The 20,888-nt window shown below is 69.2% G+C and carries 15 protein-coding genes; 3 read left to right on the forward strand and 12 right to left on the reverse strand.

Annotated features, from left to right (window positions below):
- Positions 1 to 57: 57 nt before the first annotated feature.
- Complete coding sequence (locus AB0436_RS05845) at positions 58 to 1,953, forward strand: rhamnogalacturonan lyase (protein WP_366466456.1); 1,896 nt, start codon at positions 58 to 60, stop codon at positions 1,951 to 1,953.
- A gap of 10 nt (positions 1,954 to 1,963) precedes the next feature.
- Here the strand turns inward: AB0436_RS05845 and AB0436_RS05850 are convergent, their stop codons facing one another.
- The 6 genes from AB0436_RS05850 to AB0436_RS05875 form a co-directional block, all read right to left on the reverse strand.
- Complete coding sequence (locus AB0436_RS05850; RefSeq protein ID WP_366466457.1) at positions 1,964 to 3,862, reverse strand: DUF2264 domain-containing protein; 1,899 nt, start codon at positions 3,860 to 3,862, stop codon at positions 1,964 to 1,966.
- Positions 3,859 to 4,887 carry a hydroxyacid dehydrogenase gene (locus tag AB0436_RS05855; protein ID WP_366466458.1) on the reverse strand — a complete coding sequence of 343 codons (1,029 nt, stop codon included), beginning with the start codon at positions 4,885 to 4,887 and terminating at the stop codon, positions 3,859 to 3,861. Before AB0436_RS05855 ends, AB0436_RS05850 begins: the two co-directional genes overlap by 4 nt.
- 38 nt (positions 4,888 to 4,925) lie before the next feature.
- Entirely contained in the window at positions 4,926 to 5,801 is an 876-nt protein-coding gene (locus AB0436_RS05860) for a carbohydrate ABC transporter permease (RefSeq protein ID WP_366466459.1), read from the reverse strand.
- Positions 5,798 to 6,805 carry a sugar ABC transporter permease gene (locus AB0436_RS05865; RefSeq protein WP_366466460.1) on the reverse strand — a complete coding sequence of 336 codons (1,008 nt, stop codon included), beginning with the start codon at positions 6,803 to 6,805 and terminating at the stop codon, positions 5,798 to 5,800. Before AB0436_RS05865 ends, AB0436_RS05860 begins: the two co-directional genes overlap by 4 nt.
- 41 nt (positions 6,806 to 6,846) lie before the next feature.
- Entirely contained in the window at positions 6,847 to 8,214 is a 1,368-nt protein-coding gene (locus AB0436_RS05870; protein WP_366466461.1) for an extracellular solute-binding protein, read from the reverse strand.
- A gap of 101 nt (positions 8,215 to 8,315) precedes the next feature.
- Positions 8,316 to 9,488 carry a substrate-binding domain-containing protein gene (locus tag AB0436_RS05875; protein WP_366466462.1) on the reverse strand — a complete coding sequence of 391 codons (1,173 nt, stop codon included), beginning with the start codon at positions 9,486 to 9,488 and terminating at the stop codon, positions 8,316 to 8,318.
- A gap of 279 nt (positions 9,489 to 9,767) precedes the next feature.
- Between AB0436_RS05875 and AB0436_RS05880 the strand changes: the two genes are divergently transcribed.
- The gene (locus tag AB0436_RS05880; RefSeq protein WP_366466463.1) at positions 9,768 to 11,777 is read left to right on the forward strand and encodes a translation factor GTPase family protein; all 2,010 of its coding nucleotides are present in this window, start codon (positions 9,768 to 9,770) and stop codon (positions 11,775 to 11,777) included.
- Here AB0436_RS05880 and AB0436_RS05885 read toward each other — a convergent pair.
- Positions 11,774 to 12,457, reverse strand: coding sequence for an endonuclease V (locus AB0436_RS05885; RefSeq protein WP_366466464.1), 684 nt, complete (start codon positions 12,455 to 12,457; stop codon positions 11,774 to 11,776). The genes AB0436_RS05880 and AB0436_RS05885 overlap by 4 nt on opposite strands.
- 160 nt (positions 12,458 to 12,617) lie before the next feature.
- Between AB0436_RS05885 and AB0436_RS05890 the strand changes: the two genes are divergently transcribed.
- Positions 12,618 to 13,178 (forward strand): DoxX family membrane protein, encoded by a 561-nt coding sequence (locus AB0436_RS05890; RefSeq protein ID WP_366466465.1) that lies wholly within the window; start codon positions 12,618 to 12,620, stop codon positions 13,176 to 13,178.
- Between the two features lie 54 nt (positions 13,179 to 13,232).
- Here AB0436_RS05890 and AB0436_RS05895 read toward each other — a convergent pair whose 3' ends face one another.
- The 5 genes from AB0436_RS05895 to AB0436_RS05915 all read right to left on the reverse strand — a co-directional run bounded on the left by AB0436_RS05895 (position 13,233) and on the right by AB0436_RS05915 (position 20,878).
- Positions 13,233 to 13,655, reverse strand: a complete 423-nt coding sequence (locus AB0436_RS05895; RefSeq protein WP_365858786.1) for a DUF350 domain-containing protein — start codon at positions 13,653 to 13,655, stop codon at positions 13,233 to 13,235.
- Positions 13,656 to 13,781: 126 nt separating this feature from the next.
- The gene (locus AB0436_RS05900; protein ID WP_366466466.1) at positions 13,782 to 15,038 is read right to left on the reverse strand and encodes an alginate lyase family protein; all 1,257 of its coding nucleotides are present in this window, start codon (positions 15,036 to 15,038) and stop codon (positions 13,782 to 13,784) included.
- Between the two features lie 83 nt (positions 15,039 to 15,121).
- Positions 15,122 to 18,478, reverse strand: a complete 3,357-nt coding sequence (locus tag AB0436_RS05905; protein WP_366466467.1) for an alginate lyase family protein — start codon at positions 18,476 to 18,478, stop codon at positions 15,122 to 15,124.
- Complete coding sequence (locus AB0436_RS05910) at positions 18,475 to 19,998, reverse strand: glycosyl hydrolase family 28 protein (RefSeq protein ID WP_366466468.1); 1,524 nt, start codon at positions 19,996 to 19,998, stop codon at positions 18,475 to 18,477. The genes AB0436_RS05905 and AB0436_RS05910 overlap by 4 nt, the downstream gene beginning before the upstream one ends.
- Positions 19,999 to 20,038: 40 nt before the next feature.
- Positions 20,039 to 20,878, reverse strand: coding sequence for a carbohydrate ABC transporter permease (locus AB0436_RS05915; protein ID WP_366466886.1), 840 nt, complete (start codon positions 20,876 to 20,878; stop codon positions 20,039 to 20,041).
- Positions 20,879 to 20,888: the final 10 nt, after the last annotated feature.

Here is a 20,888-nt window from a genome sequence, read left to right on the forward strand (position 1 = left end):
TGCCGTGGCGACTGACGCTGCGTAAGCCATCCCCGGCCCTCGAAAGAGGTGCACACCGTGGTCCACCCCCACACGCATCCCCATCCCCCGCACAGACGCCGCCGCTCCCGGACCCGGGCGTTCCGCACCGTGGTGACGGCCGGCCTGCTCGCCGCCGCCGGGCTGCTCGCGGCAGGGCAGTCCTCGCAGGCGGCGACCGCACGACAGGCGGAGAAACTCGACCGGGGCGTGGTCAGCGTGCACACGAGCAGTGGCAACCTCATCAGCTGGCGCTGGCTCGCCACCGACCCCGACAACGTAGCCTTCAACGTCTACCGGGCCGGCGCCAAGGTCAACTCCTCGCCGATCACCGGATCGTCGAACTACTTCCACTCAGGGGCGCCGAACTCCGCCGACTACACGGTGCGGGCCGTCGAGAACGGTGTCGAGCAGGGCGACTCGGCGCACGCCGTTCAGTTCCGCTCCGGCTACAAGGACGTGCCGATCACCCCGCCGGCCGGTGGCCGGACACCCGACGGCGTCGCCTACACTTATGAGGCCAATGACGCCTCGGTGGGCGACCTGGACGGCGACGGCGTCCTCGACTTCGTGCTGAAATGGCAGCCCACCAACGCCAAGGACAACTCGCAGTCCGGCTACACCGGAGACACGATCGTCGACGGCATCAAGCTCGACGGTACCCGGCTGTGGCGGATCGACCTCGGGAAGAACATCAGGTCGGGCGCGCACTACACCCAGTTCGAGGTGTACGACTACGACGGCGACGGCAAAGCCGAAGTCGCCATGAAGACCGCCGACGGGACCGTGGACGGACAAGGCAGGACCATCGGCAGTGGATCCGCCGACTACCGGAACTCCTCCGGTTACATCCTCTCCGGACCCGAGTACCTGACCATGTTCAACGGGCAGTCGGGAGCCGCGATGGGCACCGTCGACTACGTCCCGGCGCGCGGCTCGGTGTCCTCCTGGGGCGACTCGTACGGCAACCGCGTCGACCGCTTCCTCGCCGGAACCGCGTACCTCGACGGGTCCCGTCCCTCACTGATCATGGCGCGCGGTTACTACACTCGCACCGTCATCGCCGCGTGGGACTGGCGCAACGGCGCCTTCGCCCGCCGATGGACCTTCGACACGAACTCCTCCACCAACAGCGGCAAGGGCTACGACGGGCAGGGCGACCACCAGCTCTCGGTCGCCGACGTCGACGGCGACGGCAAGGACGAGATCGTCTACGGAGCGATGGCCGTCGACGACAACGGGCGCGGTCTCTGGACGACCAGGAACGGGCACGGTGACGCCATGCACGTGGGTGACCTGGATCCGTCCCGGGCCGGCCTCGAGGAGTTCAAGGTGGACGAGGACGGCTCCAAGCCGTCGTCCTGGATGGCGGATGCCAGGACCGGCCAGATCCTGTGGTCCACCGCGCCGGACGGGGACAACGGCCGTGGTGTCTCCGACGACATCTGGTCCGGCAGCGCGGGCGCAGAATCCTGGTCGGCAGCGGCTGACGGGGTGCGTAATCCGAAGGGTTCGGTGGTGGCGAGCCGCAAGCCCGGCAGCGCCAACTTCCTGTCCTGGTGGGACGGTGACACCACACGCGAACTGCTCGACGGCACTCATATCGACAAGTACGGGACGTCCTCCGACACCCGCCTGCTCACCGGCGCCTCCGTGCACTCCGACAACGGCACCAAAGCGACCCCGGCGCTCTCGGGTGACATCCTCGGTGACTGGCGCGAGGAGGTCGTCTGGGCCACCTCGGACAACACCGCGCTGCGCATCTACTCCACCCCCGACGTGACCGGCACCAGAATCACCACACTGCTCCAGGACACGCAGTACCGGACGGCGCTGGCCTGCCAGAACACTGCGTACAACCAGCCGCCGCACCCGAGCTTCTTCATCGGCAGCGGGATGGCGACGGCGCCACGGCCGACCGTCACCACCCCCTAGGCCGGCCCGGTCAGCGGTGGTCGACGGTCAGCGGTTCGAAGGCGATCCGGGTCGTCGAACCGTCGTCCGCCCAGCCGACCTCGACCGCGTCCCCGTCCACCCGCACCCCGCTCACGACGTCGGTGAGCGGGGCTGCGTCGGATTCCCCGGTCAGCGTGGCGAGAGCGACGAAGAGCGCGGTGCCCTGCACCGGGGCACTCAGTCGGGGCAGCACCGCCCAGCGGGTGAAGGCGGTTCCCTGCGGGGCGCGGACCTCGCCGTGGTCCTCCCAGCCGTGCAGCCCGAGAAGTTCCGAACGCACCCCTTCCTCGGCCGGCTTAACGGGGCCGGCCGCCCAGCCGGTGTGTTCCACCCGGGCGCCGTGCGGAGCGCCGGCCACCCGGTGCACCCGTAGCTCGTACCGCCCGCGGACCACCGTGACGCTCTCCACCCGCAGTCCCGGCACCATCGGCGCCCCCGAGGTGAAGACCGGCCGGTGCCAGGACGCGGCCCAGCCCCAGCCGTCGCCCTGTCCGGCGCCCAGTGGCCGGATGGCGCGGCGGCCGCTGCGCTCACCCGCGATCACCACGGCGAGGTGGTTGTCCGCGGCGTTCTCCCTGGCCGTCGGTCCGGTCACGGTCGAGTAGGCATGACGGCTGTAGAGCGGGTCGTCAAGTACGCCCGACTCGCCTTCGTGCGGCCGGAGATGGTCGCTGCCGTGGTTGTGCAGCCGTACGATGCCGTCCGCCTGCGTGGTCTGTACGAGCAGTCCCGGTGCCGGCAGCGCGAGCACCTGGTCGGGGCCCTCACTGGGCGCCATCTCCTCGGTAGCCGTCCACAGCGGATGATCGGCCGGCGCCAGCAACGCGACGAAGGCCTTGGACGCCCAGTAGGGGGACGCGGGACCCGAGTAGTGCTGGATGGAGGCGTCGTGCGGGCCGTGCCAGCCGAGGCTCAGCAGCCCGTCGCTGCCGACAGCACCCCGGTCGACGAAGTAGCGCAGGGCGCCGCTGGCCAGGCGCCGTGAGGCGCCCGGCGCGAGCGGGGTGTGGCCGGTGAGCGCGCCGAGCGCCACCGACGACGCGGCCGCGAAACGGTAGGAGAGCGAGCGGCCGAAGTGGATCGGTGCGCCGTCGGCGCCGAACAGCAGGGAGAAGCCCTCCAGATGTTCGCGCAGCCTGCTGCCGTAACGGGCGGACAGCCGTTCGTCGCCCGACAGATGGGCGTCGAGCACCGGATACAGGTGCAGCGCCCAGCCGTTGTAGTGGTCGAAGGCGCGGCCGTCACCGTCCGCGTACCAGCCCTGTCCGCGATACCAGCCGTCGAGCAGGTCGAGTGCCCGTTCCTTGGCGCGGGCCGTCTCCGTGTCGCCGCGGCCGACCGACTCCAGGAACGCGGCCACCGAGTAGGGGAAGAGGTACCAGTTGTTGGGGGCGGGGACGTGGCGCAGCGAACCGCGCAGCCATTCCTCCGCACGGTCCTGCACCGCGCTGTCCAGCCGGTCCCACAGCCAGGGGCGGGTGAGCCGGAGGCCGATGGCGACCGAGGCGGATTCGACCATCGGCTGGCCGAAGACGGTGTGATCGCGGATCAGCGGCCAGGATTCCATGTCGTCCCGGCCCGGGGTGCGGGTGCCCGCCGCGAGTCCGTCCGCATACCGGTCGAGCCAGCCGTGCGGGTCCTCGCCGTCCGCGCCCGCCACCCGGAAGGCGGCGGCCAGGAAGGTACGCGCGTACCCCTCGAGTCCGTCGGAACGCACCCCCGAGCCGGAGGGCCGTCCCGGCAGATCGAGCAGCGCCCGGCCGGGGGTCGCCCACTGCCACGCGGCGTGCAGCAGGCCGTCGGCCGCCGCCTCCCAGTGCGCGCGGGTGTAACCGGTGCCCGGGCTCAGTACCCGGTCGTCGGCGGGGAGTGCAAAAGGAGACGTCATGCGAGGAATGCCAGCCTTTCCTGGTGTACGGGATGGGCGAAGCCGTCGCCCGCGGCCCAGCGGCGCACCTCGCCGATGGCCAGATCGGCCAGTCTTCGCCACTCGTTGCCCTGCGAACCCGCCAGGTGCGGGGTGATCAGCGCGTTCTCGCACTCCCACAGCGGGTGCCCGGGCGGCAGGACGTCGGGGTCGGTGACATCGAGTACCGCCCGGATCCGGTCCTGCCGGAGTACGTCGATGAGCGCCTCCTGGTCCACCACCGGGCCGCGCGAAGTGTTGATGAGGACGCCGTCCCGCCGCATCGAACCGAGCAGCTCGCGGCTGACCAGTCCACGGGTGGCGGGCAGCAGCGGAGTGTGGACGCTCACCACGTCGCTCTGCGAGAAGAGCTCGTCGAGGCCGACCTGCCGCACGCCGAGAGCGGCGGCCTCCGCCGCGGCGACGTACGGGTCGTGCAGCAGCACCGGCAGATCGTACGGGCGCAGCAGTTCGATGACGCGCCGGCCGATCAGTGAGGCGGACAGAATGCCCACCGTGCGACGGTAGTTGCCGACCTCCGGCGAAGTGCCGAGCGCACTGTCGCGGTGACGGGCCGCGCGGTAGGAGCGGGCCCGTTCCAGGACCCGCTTGCCGGAGAGCAGGATCATCGCGACGGTGTATTCGGCCACCGGCAGGGCGTTGGCAGCGGCGGCCGACGAGACCTCGATACCGCGTTCCCAGCAGGCCTCGGTGATGTGGCCGCGGACCGTGCCCGCCGTGTGGACCACGGCACGCAGCCGGGGAGCCGCCTCCAGGACGGCGCCGTCCAGTGGCGGGCAGCCCCAGCCGGTGACCAGGAGCTCCGTATCGGCCAGCACGGCGCGAGCACGTTCGGTGGTGAAGTCGTCGAGCACCGGCAGCGGCGCCGGGTCGCAGACCTCGGCCAGCGCGGCCAGCGGTTCGGGGCCGAGTACCGCGGTTGCCGCTTCCGGGCTCATGGCCACAGCGGTGCGCGGACGGTGTGCGGTGGGGGTGCTGCTTGGCATCGTTCTCCTGTGTGGGGGGTGGCGGCTCGACGGTTCGGTCACTTGACGGCACCCGCCGTGAGCCCCGAGCGCCAGAAGCGCTGCAGCAGCGCGAAGGCGAGGATCAGCGGCAGCACGGCGAGCAGTGAACCCATGATCACCACGGGGTAGTACTCGGGCGAGACGGTGGCGGCACTGTTCCAGGTGTAGAGGCCGAGACTCACCGGATACAGGTTCTGGTCGGACAACATCACCATCGGCAGGAAGAAGTTGTTCCAGATGGCGGTGAGCTGGAAGAGGAAGACGGTCACCAGGCCCGGCCCGAGCATCCGCAGCGCAACCCGGAAATAGGTGGCCAGCTCGCCGGCACCATCCACCCGCGCCGCTTCGAGCACCTCGTTGGGTACGTACCCCTGGCTGAAGATCCGGCCGAGATAGACACCGAAGGGATTGAAGAGGACGGGGATGAAGACCGACCAGAAGGTGTTCACCACTCCGGTCGCGGACGCCATCAAGTAGAGCGGCAGCGCCAGTACGGTCTGCGGCACCATGACCGCGGCGAGGACCAGACCGAACAGCTTCTCCTTGTGGGCGAAGCGGTACTTGTCGAAGGCGTAGCCGCAGGCAACGCTCAGCAGGGCGCCGAGCGCGGCGCCGAGGACCGCGTACAGCAGGCTGTTGCCGTACCACCGGACGTACAGGCCGCCGTCCATCGCGAAGAGGTTCTTCAGGTTGTGCAGGAAGGAGAAGTGGTGGAGCGACAGCAGCTTGCTGCCGAACAGCGAGTCCTGGTCCTTCGCCGCGGCCAGCACCAGCCACAACACCGGCAGCACGGTGTACAGCACCGAGATGCCCACCACCAGATTGACCACCGAACGGCCGAGCAGCCGGGGCCGCAGGGCTGCTGCGGTGCGAGTGGAGCTCGTCGCGCTCATCGGGCTGCCTCCTCGGGTGCGTCGGTGCGGTTGGTCCACCGGGTGACTCCGTAGGACAGCGCGATCGTGCAGATCAGCAGCACCACCGAAGCGGCTGCCGCCAGCCCGTAGTTGTTGCGGGTGAACGCCGCGTCGTAGATGTACATGCTGGGCGAGAAGCGGGAGTTGATCATCGGGCTGGACTGGCTGAGCAGGATCGGCTCGGTGAACAGCTGAAGCGCGAAGATGAGCGTGAACATCGCCACCATCACGATCGACGACCGCACCAGCGGGGTTTTGACCTGGAGTGCCGTACGGACCGGGCCCGCCCCGTCGACGTGCGACGCCTCGATGATCTCGCGCGGTACGGCCTGCAGCGCCGCGTAGAAAACCACCATGTTGTAGCCCAGGTTGCTCCACAGCGCGATGTTCGCGATCGCCGGGATCACGGTGTGCACACCGAGGAAGTCGATGGTGATGTCGGCCTTGCCGAGCAGATCGATCACCGGACTCAGGCCAGGAGTGTAGAGGTACAGCCAGATGATGGCGGCGATGATGCCCGGCACCGCGTGCGGCAGGAAGAGACCGAGCTGCGCCCAGGAGCGCAGCCGGACCACACCGGAGTCCAGCAGCAGCGCCAGCGCCAGCGAGCCGATCACCAGCAGCGGGATGTAGATCAGGCTGTACACCACGATGGTGCCCAGCGCGCCGAGGAAGGTCGGGTCGGTCAGGACCGCGGAGTAGCTGCGCAGTCCGACGAAGACCCGGCGTTCCGGGCCGAATCCGAGCCCCGGCTCGTCGTCACTGAAGAAACTCAGCCACACGGCCGTCCCGACCGGGATCAGGAAGATCGTGACCAGAAGAATGAAGAACGGTGTCATCAGGACGCCGCAGGCGCCGAGTTCGCGGCGCCTGGCCGGCCTACCGGGGGAGCGCGGCGCGGGCCCGGCGGCCGAAGACGCCTGCGACGGACGGGCTGCGGTGCCGGACGGGAGTGAAGCGGGGGTGGTGGCGGGGCTGCTCATGAGTGTCACCTGCCTCTCTGCTGCTGGAAGGGGATCAGGGGTCAGTTGTCGCGCTCGGTGGTGGCGAGGCCGAGCGCCTTGAGGTCCGGCATGGTGCCTCGCTGTGCCGCGCGTACCGCATCGATCAGGGAACCCTGGCCGCCGCTCGCCCGTGCGAAGCCGTCCTGCATCACCTTTCCGGTCGCGGTCATCCGCGGTCCCCAGACCCAGCCGTCCCGGATCTTGTGCGCTTCCTGCTCGAAGAGGCCGTAGATGTCCTGGCCGCCGTAGTAGGCGCGGTCGAAGGCCTTGCGCCCGGTGCCGACCAGTCCGGGCGCGGCCGGATACTGGCTGCTCGCACCGCTGGCGAGCCGGGCGCGCAACGCGTCGGGGTGCGCCACCTGCCACTCGATGAACTCCAGGGCCGCCTCCGGGTGCGCACTGCTCTCGGTGACCGCGAAGGTGGAGCCGCCATGGGTGCCGAGAGCGGGGGCAGCCGGCTCCCACTGGGGGAGCGGGGCGATGGCCCACTGTCCCTTCTGGCCGGGATGAGCGGTCATCTGCGCCCCCGCGTCCCAGGCTCCGCTGAGCCTGGCCAGGACGAGCCCGCCGCCGACCTGTGCATCGTTCTGCTGGCTGTCCACCGCGTTCACGAAGACCAGGTCCTGGTCGATGAGGCGCTGCCAGTACGACGCGATGCGGCGGCTCGGCCCGTCGGTGAGCGACACGTTCCATGCGCCGCCCGACGTGTCGAACCACTGGGCGCCGGCCTGCCAGGCCCACGCCGCGAACTGAGGGGCGCCGTCGGTGGGGAACGTGGTGATCCTGCGACCGCCGCCCGTACGGCGCACCGTCCTGGCCGCCTCCTCGAACTCGTCCCACGTGGTCGGGGGATCGATCCCGTACTTCCGGAAGAGGTCGCTGCGGTAGTGCATCACCATCGGTTCGACATCCAGCGGCAGACTGAACGTTCGCTTCTCGAAGGTGGTCAGGCCGAGTGACTGCGGCAGCAGTTTCGCGCGCAGACTGTCGCTGACCAGGCCGGTGATGTCGCGGGCAACACCATCGATGGCGAAGCCGGGAAGCTGGGGATACTCGATGGTGGCGACGTCCGGGGCATTACCGGCCCGGGCCGCGTTGCTGAGTTTCGCGTAGCCGCCCTGGCCACCGGTGGGTATTTGCTGGAAGTCGACCTGGATCGTGTCGTGGGTGCGATTGAACGCGTCCACCACCTGCTGGCTGCCGCGCAGCGCGGACCAGAAAGTGATACGCGTGGCGTTCTTCGCCTTCCTGCGGCTGAGGGTGCCGGCCGTACCCGTGCTGCCCGGCTGCGCAGACCCGTCACCACCGCTGCAGGCGCTCAGCGCTCCTGCCAGAGGCAGCGCGGCGATCGTGGCGAGCACGGATCGACGGCTCTGTGGGCCGGGCATGGGCGCCTCCCGCGGCTGTTGAGTCGAGACACGGGAATACTGATCGGCTGATCGGAGCAGGTCAATAGATCGATCGGAAGAAAGTCGAAGCGGTCAAACAATCAGTGCGCGGGAGTCCGGGCCGACCCGCGCACCTTCAGCGTCGGCAGCAGTTCCGTCCGGCGCACCGGGCCGCTGTCGCCTGCCGGGCGGGACAGCCGGTGCAGCAGCAGTTCGGCCGCGGCCCGGCCGATCTCCGCCTTCGGCGGGGAAACGGCCGTCAGCGGCGTGCTGCCCAGCGCCGCGACCACATCGTCGTACGCCACCACCGAGCAGTCCTGCGGCACCCGCACACCGCTCTCGGCGAGTCGCTGCACCAGCATCAGTGCGTCCACATCACCGTGCAGCACCGCACCGGTCGCTCCGCGTTCGCGCAGCAGCGCGGCCAGGTCGAGCGGCGCGGCCACGGTGCCGGCCGGCGTCGTCACGGTCGTCCGCCCGGCGGCGCGACCCGGCTCGGGCACCGCGTTCGGGGTGCTGAGCACCACGGTCCAGTCCTCCACCTCGGGCCTGGCCGCCGCGATCTCCGCGAACGCCGCACGGACGGTGCGGGCGGTGGGACTGTCGTCGCGGGCGGCCAGCACGATACGACGGTGCCCCAGGGCCACCAGATGGTCGACCGCGAGATGCACTCCGTACCAGTGGTCCGAGCACACCGAGTCCAGCGCGTGCAGGGCACTGCCCGGCCGCGGGCGCCGCTCCATCAGCACGGTCGGCACCTGCACATCCGCGAGCCAGCCGTAGTCCGCCTCCTCCGAGACGGCGCTGCGCCACCGCGGCGCGATCAGCAGGCCGCGCGCCCCGCTCGCCAACGCCCTCTCCACCAAGGGGTGTTCGGCGCCCGCAGACTGCGGGGCGATATGCAGCGCGATCCGCATTCCGGATTCCTCCAGGACGCTACGGGCGCCGTGCAGGGTCTCGTAGAGGTACGAATGCCGTTCCGGCACCACCAGGACGACCGCGCCGCCATCCGCCGTCGGTTCTCCCGCGGATGCACCGGCCGGTTCCCCGGGGCGTGCGGCCGGGACGGCGCGCAGTTCTCCGATGTCGTCCACCGGTCGGGCCACCCCATGTCCGCGCCGCAGTTTTCCGGCCAGCGTCAGCTCCTCGACATCGCGCCGGACGGTGACCACCGAGACCTCGAGTTCGTCGGCGAGCGCGCTGACCTTGACGGTGCCGCGTGACTGCACCACGGCGAGGATCCGCTGTCGCCTGAGTTCGACCGGTTCCCGCATGCTGTTGGCCCCCTCGCCGCACCGCTGCACACTGTCTGTTTGAACGCTTCGACTGAGCGTCTGTCGCAGCATAGCGATCGGCACCCGGCTGTCCACTGCTCCGCAGCCCGGACAAATCGCTTGCGCACCGGGGCGGCCCTTGCTGTACTGCTTTCGCCGGGCTGTGGTTCTGCCGGGCTGTTCTCCTTACCGGTAAGGCGACCAGGGAGCTGATCATGCGCGGATCTTTCATGTTCATTCGGACAGGAATTCACCCCTATCTCGAGGACATGGAACTTCGTGCGCTCTCTGAACCTGGGAATTCTCGCCCATATCGATGCCGGTAAGACCAGCCTGACCGAGCGGCTGCTGTATGCCACGGGCGTCATCGAAGAGATCGGCAGCGTGAGTGACGGGAATACCAGCACCGATACTCTCGCGCTGGAGAGGCAACGCGGCATCACGATCAAGTCGGCTGTCGTCTCCTTCGTCATCGGCGATGTCACGGTCAATCTGATCGACACTCCGGGCCATCCGGATTTCATCGCCGAAGTGGAGCGCGCGCTGAGCGTGCTGGACGGCGCCGTGTTGGTGGTTTCCGCGGTCGAGGCGGTGCAGGCACAGACCCGCGTACTGATGCGGACACTCCGACGCCTGCGCATTCCCACGCTCATCTTCGTGAACAAGATCGACCGCCCCGGTGCCCAGGGTGACAGCATCCTGCGGGGCATCTCCGGGAAACTGAGCAGCGCCGCCGTCGCGATGGGCTCGCCCAGCGAAGTCGGCACCCGGGGACCCGCATTCACTCCCTACGGGGCCGACGACACCCACTTCACGGACGCCCTGACCGACGTGCTCGCCGAGAACGACGACGTGTTTCTCGCCGCCTGCCTCGACGACCGCACGCCGGTGCCGTACAGCGGTCTGCGGAGCGTACTGGCCGCGCAAACCCGGCGGGCGCTCGTTCACCCGGTCTACTTCGGCTCGGCCCTGACCGGTGCGGGTGTGGACGCGCTGATTGCCGGGATCAAGGAGCTACTGCCGTCCTCCGAGGGCGACGTGGACGGCCCGGTCTCGGGCACCGTCTTCAAGGTCGAACGCGGCCCGGCCGGCGAGCGGATCGCGCAGGTACGCATGTTCTCCGGCACCATCCATACGCGACGGCTGCTGCGGTTCGGCCGGGACAGCGAGGCGAAAGTCACCGCGATCGGTGTCTTCGAGCGAGGTTCGGTGGTGAGTCGTGCATCGGTCTCCGCGGGGCAGATCGGGACGATCCGCGGGCTCGGCGGCATTCAGGTGGGCGATGTGATCGGCGTACCGCGCAAGGACGCCGCACCGCGTCACCACTTCGCCCCGCCCACCCTGGAAACGGTCGTCGTCCCCTGCCGCCCGGCCGACAAGGGGGCGCTGCACACAGCGCTCTCGCAGCTCGCCGAGCAGGACCCACTGATCAACCTCCGGCACGACGGGATGCGGCAGGAGATTTCCGTTTCGCTCTACGGTGAGGTTCAGAAAGAGGTGATCCAGGCAACGCTGGAGAGTGAATTCGGGTTGGCCGTATCCTTCCGGGAGACGACCCCCATCTGTATCGAAAGGCCGGCCGGCACCGGGAACGCCGTCGAATACATCGCGAAGGATCCCAATCCCTTTCTCGCCACCGTCGGACTGCGTATCGAACCGGCACCGGTCGGCAGCGGCGTGGAATTCCGGCTGGAGGTGGAACTCGGCTCCATGCCCTACGCTCTGATCAAGGCGGTCGAAGACACCGTGATGGAAACCCTGGGCCAGGGGATGTGCGGATGGCAGGTCACCGACTGCACGGTCACCCTGACGCACTCCGGTTACTGGGCGCGGCAGAGCCACGCGCACGGCACCTTCGACAAGAGCATGTCGAGCACGGCCGGGGACTTCCGCAATCTGACACCGCTGGTGCTGATGGACGCCCTGCGACAGGCCGGTACCACGGTGCACGAGCCGATGCACCGCTTCCGGCTCGAGGTCCCCGCCGACGCCTTCGGTGCGGTGCTGCCGGTTCTGGGGCGGCTGCGCGCCGTTCCGCACACCCAGTCCGTACACGGTGCCTCGTACCTCCTGGAGGGGGACATCCCAGCGGCGTCGGTGCACCGGCTGGGACAGCAACTGCCGACCCTGACCAGCGGTGAGGGCGTGCTGGAGTCCACCTTCGACCACTATCAGCTCGCCGGCGCGGAGATTGCGTCCCGGCCGCGGACGGACCGTGATCCCCTCGACCGCAAGGGGTATCTGCTGCGGGTCGTACGGCGGGTCGGCGGGCAGGGCGGCGCCGGCTAACCGGGCCGTACCCCGGTGGCCTCCAGCAGCGCCCGGCGGCAGAGCGTGTCGGCGCTGCGGGTGGACTCCGGAAGGCGGTAGTGGGGAGACAAGCACAGTGTGTGGGCACAGGCGTTGTCGATGCCGACCCGGTGGCCGACCGAGACGAAGACCGGCTTGACGCCGTCCTGCGTGCGCAACGCCCGGCCCACCTCCTCACCGTCGTCGGCGATGAGCGCGGTGAACTCGCCGCGACGGTCGCCCGGTTGCTCGTACGAGAAGGCGAAGGGGTTCTTCGCGACGCCGATCACCGGCAGTCCGGTCAGTACGCCCAGATGGCTGGCCAGGCCGAAGCGCCTGGGGTGCGCCAGGCCGTAACCGTCGCAGACCACGAGACCCGGGTCCACGGTGAGCGAATCCAGCGCCGCCAGCACGGTGGGGATCTCCCGGAAGGCCAGGAGCCCCGGAACGTACGGGAACGCGACCCGGCCGACAGCGGTCGCCCGGTCGACGACCGCCAGGGTGGCGGCATCCAGCACGACGGCAGCGGCGGCCACCACGTCCCGCTCGTCGTCGTACGCCACATCGACACCGGTGATCAGACCGGTGCCCGGCGGCGGACCGGGCTCGTCCAGCACCACACGGGTACGCAGTTCGTCCTGTATCGCGCGGGCTGCTGCCTCGTCGGCGGGTGTCTCCATGGAGGCCACTGTAGGGGCCCGGCATCCTCGCCCCGGGTGACACGTGTGTCGGCCGTTCCGCCCGGATGGCCCAGCACCGGTACGGCTGGGCGGTCCGTTGCGCGGAGAGTGGAGAGGTACGCCCGAAGCCGTTGTCCGCAGCCACTCACCTGGAGCCCCGATGACCTGCATCAACCGACATGACCTCGGACTGCTGGCGCTGCGGCTCGGTACCGGCGCGGTGCTCGGCGCGCACGGGGCCCAGAAGTTGTTCGGCTGGTTCGGCGGCGGCGGACTCGCGGGGACGGCGGCCGGAATGGAACACATGGGCTTCCTGCCGGGCCGCCGAAGCGCGATCGCCGCCGGGCTCGGTGAGGCGGGTGGTGGCGCGCTGCTGGCACTCGGCCTGGCGACGCCCGCTGCCGGGGCGGCGGCAGCGGGAGCGATGGCCGGAGCCGTGGCGGTTCACGCCCCGGCCGGCTTCTTCGCCCAGAGCGGCGGCTACGAGTATCCCGCCTTCCTCGGTTTCACCGCTGCCGTGATCGGACTGGCGGGACCGGGCCGTCTCTCACTCGACCGCGCGACCCACCACCGGTTCGACCAGCCGTGGACGGTCGGCGTGGCCTTCGCGGGCAGCGCGCTCGCGGTCGTCGCCGTCGTCGGGAAGCGGATCAGGGTGCAGGCCGAGGCGGCGCAGGCCGCGGCGGCCGCCGCGGTGGGCAGCGAGTCCGACGCCGAATAACGGCGATGGCGGCGCCATGGTTCGGCGCCGCCACCGGCGGTCGGTGAGGCCCGGTCAGGCGATGGACGCCGAGATGATGGCCGCGACCGCGATGTTGCAGGAGGCGGTGACCCATACCGCGGGGTGCGGCTCCTGCTCGACCAGCGTCGCGCCGAGCTTCCCCGGGGTGACCAGGTCGACGATCAGGAAGGCGACCGCCATCATCACCAGGCCGAGCACACCGAACAGCGCGGTCGACGCAAGGCCCTTGCCGAAGTCGTCGTACGTCGTCCATATGGACGTGAACACGATCCCGCCGATGCCCAGCAGCGCCGAACTGAGCAGCGTGGCGGCATTGCGGTTGCGTTCCTCCCAGATCTGCCGGCCGAGCTTTCCGGGGGTCAGCAAGTCCACCAGGACGATGCCGAGAATCAGCAGCACCACTCCGAGGGCTCCGTAGACGGCGGCGCGGCCAAGTCCGTTGACGATGTCGTTCATCGGGAAGCGTGTCTCCACTGGTCGGGTTGTTCGCGGTCAAGGAGACGCAAAACCTATCGCACGGTCCTGTCCGCACGTCAGGGCACGAACATCACGGTCACTGCTCCGACTTGGTGGACGCGCGGCTCACTTGGCGTACATCACCGTCCCGAAGCCGAGCTGGTCGAAGCCTCCGCTGGTCGATCCGTAGTCTCCGCCGCCGCCCTCGGGTCGGACCTTCTCGGCCATCGCCGTGATGTAGGGAACGGACAGCTTGCGGCGCCCCGCGTAGTGGTAGTGCAGGATGTCCCACACCGGCCTGAGCTGCCCGCGAGAGCCGGACGAGATGACGGTCTGCTCGCTGTACGCACAGCTCTGCCCGGTGCCCCAGGTGTACTTGGTGAACGGTACGTCCTGCCCCAGGTTGTACTTGGCGACGTACTGGGCGGCCTTCATGAACCGGTTGCTGTCGTAGCCGTACAGGTCGTCGCCCTGGTTCCAGGCCATTTCGCAGAACGCGCCCATCTGGCCCATGCCCATGATGGTGTGGCCCTGGTCGCGGCCGCTTTCCTGCCACTGCGCGAGGCCCTCGCTGTCGTACAGGAAGGGGACCGCATGGCCGATGGAGCCGTTGCCCGCTCCGGTCTTGAAGTAGTTCACGGCCTGGTCGTACTTCGCGCCGTCGTCGCACAGGATGCCGATGGCCAGGATGGAGTTCATGTTGCACAGGTCCCAGTTCGCCCAGTAGTTGGTGATGCAGGCGTCGTTGTGACCGGTGAGGAACTGGTTGTTGAGCGGGTAGAAGACGTTGAGCATCATCGTCTTGAACCGGTCGAGGTCGAAACCGCTGTATCCGCGCATCAGTTCCGCCGCGTTGGCGAACTGGTAGCCGTAGATTCCGGCGGCCAGGAAGCGGTCGGCGTTGCCGGTGACCGTGGTGAGCTTGGCCGACCAGGCGTTGAGGATGTCGCGGGCGGCGTCACCGTTGGCCGAGGTCCCCGCGATCTTCCAGCGCAGGGCGTTCTGGTAGGCGGCGTGGATGTCGTTGTAGAGGATGCCGTAGTTTTCGCCGGTGCCGCCACGGATGATGGTGGCCTGCGGGTTCGCCTTCCAGGTGCTGGCCGAGTGGGAGTTGGCGGTGATCCGCTGCCAGCCGGACAGCCACGGGTCGTCACCCGCGGCCACCCGGACCTTGGCTCGGTTCAGTTCGCCGTAGGCGTGCAGCGCACCGGGGTGGGCGAACGTCGCGGGAGCGGCGTTCGCGCTGCCACGGGTCAGAACTGTGGCAGCGCCGCCCAGGGCGCCGGCGGCTGCCAGGCCGCCGGCGGTTCGCAGCAGGCTGCGGCGACTCATCCTGTGTTGGTTGTGCTCGCGGTGTGTGGTGTCGCGGTCGATGGAGTTCATACGTGGGGTGTCTCCATTCTGCGAGATCTTCGAGTCCCTGCGGGACTCTTCGAATGGGGGGCTCTCGTTCCGGACCCGTGGCTCTAGCTGATGCTCACGTGGTCGAAGACCGTGGTGCTGAGGGTCATCGGATCCCGGGAGCAGACCATGAGCCCGGCGTAGTAGGAGGCGTCACCGAAGTCCGGGACGGTGTCCCGGCCGAGAGAGGTCCAGGTGACGCCGTCGGACGAGACGGCCGCGGTGAAGGTGGTGCCGGTGCGCCGCAGCCGCAACCAGAGGGACAGCGGGGTGGGGGCGCCGCCGGTGAAGGTGGTGCGGCCCGCCACGGTCTTGCGCAGCAGGAGTTGTGGGGTGCCGGCGGCGGCGTTGCCGCTGCTTGTCACGATCGCACCGGCTGCCTGGTCGAACGGTGACAGCGACTTGGCCATCAGCAGGCCCACCCGGTCCGCCGTGACGGAGCCCGCCCGCGAGACGATCCGCGCGGTGATCTCGCAGTCGCCGGTCACCGGCAGGCGGGCGAACTGGCCGGTCATCCCCTGTCCGTTGACGTTCAGATCGCTGCCGGCGCCACGGACGGTGAAGCTGCCGCTCTCATAACTGGTGATCCCGGGTGTGCGGACGGCCGCCACACCGTACGTGCCCAGTTGTCGCTCGTCGAGGACGAAGTCGCCGACGTCGCCGTATGTCCAGGGCGCGGGTGGCGGTGCGCCGACGGTGAGCCCGAGAACCGTGCCGGCGTTCCCGGTCGCGTTGCCGGCCGTCGTGCGGACCGTGAACTCGCCGGTTCCGGTGGGTGTTCCGGAGATCAGACCGGTCCTCCTGTCCAGGTCCAAACCTGTGGGCAGCCCCGCCGCGGAGAAGCGTGTCGGTTCGTGCGAGGCGCTGATGAGGTAATCGAAGGGGACCCCCCGGTTGGCGTAGGCGGTGGCCGAAGCGACCGCCTCCGGCGCCGCGGGGCTCGGCATGACGGCGCTCACCGGGTCGGGGCGCGGGCCGGTTCCCGCGGAGTTGGCCTTTGCGACGGTGTAGTAGTACGTCCGTCCCGGTGTGCCGGTCGCGTCGGTGTACCGGGTGCGGGCGCCGAAACCCAGCGGGCCCACCGCGGTGGCGATCTTCTCGTACCGTCCTGCGGCACGGGTCGCCCTGAGCACCGTGTACCGGGCCGAAAGGTCCGGGTCGGTCCAGGTGAGTTCGACCGCGTCGGCCGCTGCTTCGGCCCGCAGGCCGGTGGCCGTGCCGGCCGGTCGGGGTATCGTCCAGCCGCCTCCCGCCGGGGCCTGCACGCTGACGTTGTCGAACGCGGCGGTCCCGGTCTCGGCGTACGACGCGTCGACGCCCAGACAGGAGCTGAACACCAGACCGATGTGCGCGTTCCTGCCCAACTCGACCTCGCTGGAGCCCACCTCGGTCCAGCTGACGCCGTCGGGGGAGATCCATCCGGTCAGCCGGTTCGTGCGGCGCTCCAACCGCACCCAGTACGGCCTGCGCAGCCGGTAACCGTCGCCGGCCGCCTCGACGTACGGCGCGGTCAGCGGTGTCGCCGACTCGGGGAGCGTTCCGAGGTCGGAGATGGGGAAGGAGGCACTGGTGGTGATCGTCTGCTGCTGGGACGGTGCGACCGGTGTGCTGCCGGTGCCGGTGGTCGGCCCGCCCGGCGCCGGCCGGGTGGTCCATACGCCGCTCCAGGTGTGCAGCGGCAGGCCCTGGATCAGCATCGCGGCGTGCGCCGTGTTCGCCGCCAGGGACCCGCGGACGGCGACGCCCACCTTGGAGTACTGCGAGCTGAGCGGATACACCACCCGCGCCGTGATCACGCCGTCCCCGTGCAGCGGCAGATGAACGAAGCGCAGGGCATCGGCTGTGCCACCGATGTCGGCGCCACCCGCCTCCAGGACGAATCGCTCACCGTCGAAGACCGTACTGCCGGCCCTGCGCACGTCCCCGACGTCCCGCGCCTCCCAGTGCCCGGGGAGCCCCGCGGTAGCGGCGACGGCGGATGACGTCGCGCTCTCGCCGGACGAGTCCGTGGCCGACACGGTGTAGTAGTACGTCCGGCCCGCGTGCACCGCGTCATCGGTGTACGGAGCGGTCGTGACCCCGGCGGCGACTTGCTCGTAGGGTCCGCCGGGTGCGGTCGACCGCCGTACGGTGTAGCCGGTCGCCCACGCCGACGGCAGCCAGGAGACCTGGACCGCTCTGTCCTCACCGGCGGCGAAGAGCCCGGCCGGCGCTGTCGGCGCGGCGGGGGAGGCCTGAGCTCCGGCGTAGGTCAGTGTGCCCCAGGACGGCAGGTCGTCGTTGCTCCCCTCCACCGCACGGGCCCCGCCGGCACCGCGGAACAGCACTCGTTTCGTGTTGGGTGCGTCGAGCCCGCGCACGCCGTCGTAATGGGCGTACGCCATCTCGTAGATGGGTGGCAGGTTGCCCCGCGAGATGGCCGACACGGCCGTCTTGATGTACTTGCCCGTCCGGTCGAGATCCGCTGTGAAGGGGACGTCGCCGCCCAGGTTGTATCCGGCGGCGTACTCGACGTTCTTCAGGATCCTGTTGTCCAGGTAGCCGTACAGGTCCACGCCCTGGTTCCAGGCGACTTGCGCGGAATCGGCCAGCAGGCCGACGGCGAGCTGTTCGTGGCCCTGGTCCCGGCCGCTCTCCTGGCCCTGGCCGGCGTCGGTGACGATACGGTGCGGCACACTGCCGTCACCCGAACCGGCTGTGGCGAAGCGCAGCGCGTCCTCGAAGAGGGTGCGGTCCTCGCAGAAGACTCCGATGGCGAGGATGGTCTGGATGGCCGTCAGGTCCCAGTTGCCGTTGGCGTACAACATGTAACCGGACACGGAGGGGTACCAGACCCGGAGGAAGGACTCCTCGCAGCGGGCCAGGTCGGCGTCCGCCCAGCCGTCGTAGCCACCGTGGCGCAGCAGTTCGGCCGCGTTGACGAACTTGAAGCACTGCAGGCCCGCACCGAGCTGGCCGTCGGCGCCGGTCACCGCGGTGAGCGAGGCGGACCAGGCATTGAGGATGTCGCGGGCCTTGTCGGCGTGGGCACGTTCGCCGGTGACGCACCACATGAGGGCGTTCTGGTAGGCCGCGGCGGAGTCGGCGACGGCCTGGTTCATGTAGTTCGAAGGGCCACGTCCCCAGGAGGTGATCTGTCCGGTGTTCTGCACGGCGTAGGTCGACGAGGAGCGCGTGTGTGCCGCGAGCGCGGTGTACCCATCGTAGATGGGTGATTCCTTGGCGGCGACGGCGGCCTTCATACGGGCGAGGTCGTCGGCGGTGTGCAGCAGCCCGGGGTGGGAGAAGGCCCGGAGGCCGGCCGGTGTGCGGCCGTCGGCCCGCGCCGTGCCGGGCACGAGCAGTCCGCTCGCGCCCGAAGCCAGCAGCAGGGCCGCGGCGCCGCCGAGGAAGCCTCGGCGGCTCGTGGTGGGAAGGCTCATGACGCGGCGGCCGCCTCGGCCTCGGCGGTGGTGAGAAACTTCAGGTTCAGGACGTGCTCGTTGTAGTACCACTGGACCGTGTCGGTGGTCGCGTACCAGGTGGGCTTCTTCATCGAGTCGGCGACGACGGTGCCGTTGATGACCAGGTTCTCGAAGGTGACGTTCTTGATGGCGTGGTCGGCGTCATAGCCGAGGAGCAGCGTCGGGTTGGCGTGCGTGCCGGTGTAGCTGAGGTTCTTGACGTAGACGTCCTCGATGCCGCGGCCGACCGAGGTGTTGTACTTCGTGTTGTACATGACCCGCATGTGGATCACCTGGCCCTGGCGGAAGTCCTCGATGCGGACGTCCTCGATGTGCACGTTCCTGATCAGGTTGGAGTCGCCGGGGTTGAGGGCGATGCAGCCCTGGTAGCCCATCTGGGGCTCGCGGTGGTCCAGGATGTCGAGGTTCTTGAAGACCAGGTTTTCCAGTACCTCGGGGGCGTCGGAGTTGCCGTGCGTACCGACGTTGATCGGGTGAGCGACGTCGGCCCACAGGGTGCAGTTCTGGACGGTGATGTCGCGGGTGTCGCCGTAGTAGTCCCAGCGGTGGGCGTAGATGGCGATGCAGTCGTCGGAGTTGCGCATGAAGCAGCCGTCGAAGACGACGCCGGTGGAGGAGAAGACGTCGAAGCCGTCGCCGTTGCCCTTCGAGCTGAACGAACGTGCCTTCCTGATATGGACGTTCTCGCTCTCGGCGAAGGTGCCGGCGTAGCCGTTCGGGTTCATGAGGATGACGTTCTCGACGCGGATGTTCTTGCTGCCCTCGCACAGGATGGCGCCGGGGCCAGCGGTGAGCATGCCGTGGCCGGTGAGCGAGGCCTTCTCCACGTCCTTGAAGTAGACCTGTGCGGTCAGCACGGCGCCGCCGGCCAGGTGGACGGTCTTGCCGCTGGGGACGGTGAGGACGTTGCCGGTGACGCTGTGCATGCCGGGGCCGAAGTAGATGACGTCCGGGTCGTCGGCGGCGGGCGGATGGTGGTCGATGTGGTTGGTGATCACGTGCAGGCAGTCGAAGATCTCGTCGTTGATCTGGACGACGATGTCGCGCGGCTCGTCGAGGGTGAAGCGGAGGGTGTCGCCGAGCAGTTCGGGCTTGATGCCGAGCGCGTCGGGTCTCACGCGGGCCTTGGTGGTGCCGCCCTTGAGGTAGGTGACCTCGAGCTCGACGGAGCCCTGGAAGTCGAAGTACACCATCGACGTGTTGTAGACCTTGCCCGAGCCGGTGGTGGCGTTGATCTCCTCGAGCTGGGGCCGGTAGTTGTCCAGGGTCTGCCAATCGCCGTCGGGGGCGACCCGGACCCGCACCTTGAAGCTGGTGTTGGTCGGCATGGCGGACGGGCGTGGGTAGGTGACCAGCTTCGGCGCGGAGGGACCGTCGTCCGCCCGGGCCGCCGTGGCCGTCAGGCCGGACAGGCCGGCGGCGAGCGCGGTGGCACCTGCCGCCTGGAGGGCGGTACGGCGGGACAGGGGCATGTTCATGCATGACTCCTTGTAAACGGGAACAGCGGGGGGCGGAGGGTCATTTGAGGCCGGTGGTGGCCGCTCCGCTGACGAAGCCGCGCTGGGCGACCAGGAAGATCAGCAGGATGGGCACGACGTACATCACCGCTCCGGCGGCCACCAGGTTGTTGATCGGCGCCCCGGATGCGTTGACGTAGGAGTTGGAGACGGCGACGGCGAGCGTGGTGCGGTCGGTGTCCAGCAGGAGCGAGGGGGCGATGAAGTCGCCCCAGGTCCAGGTGAAGGCGATCACGAAGCTCGCGGCGATCACCGGCAGGGACTGGGGCAGGAAGATCCGCCAGAAGATCCGGACATAGCCGCAGCCGTCGATGATCGCGGCCTCCTCCAGTTCACGGGGCATCCCCGCGAAGAACTGCCGGAAGAGGAAGACCAGATACGGTGCGGAGGCAAGGCCCCAGAGCACCCACGGCCAGTAGGTGTTGACCATGCCGAGCTTCGCGAAGATCAGGTAGGTCGGGAAAAGCGTGACGATCTGCGGCAGCATCATCGAGCCGAGCAGCACCCCGAACATCTGCTTCTTGCCGGGCGCGGACAGCCGGGCGAACCCGAAGCCGACCCAGGCCGAACTCAGTGTCACCAGAGTGGCGTAGAGGGTGGCGATGATGAGGGAGTTGCGGGCGTAACCGAGAAAGTCGATCGTGGTGAACGCTTCGGCGAAGTTGCCCCACTGGATGTGATCGGGCAGCCAGTGGACCGGGGAAGCCGCGAGCTCGCCGGGCGACTTGAGCCCGGTGATGACCAGCCAGCCGAACGGGCCGAGGAACAGCCCTGTCACCGAGACGAGAACGGTGTAAAGGAGGAGCCGGGACATCCGCAGCCGCGTCCGGAACGCCGTCATGGAGCCCACA

It is taken from the genome of Streptomyces sp. NPDC051322, from assembly GCF_040689485.1.
Taxonomy (GTDB): Bacteria; Actinomycetota; Actinomycetes; order Streptomycetales; family Streptomycetaceae; genus Streptomyces.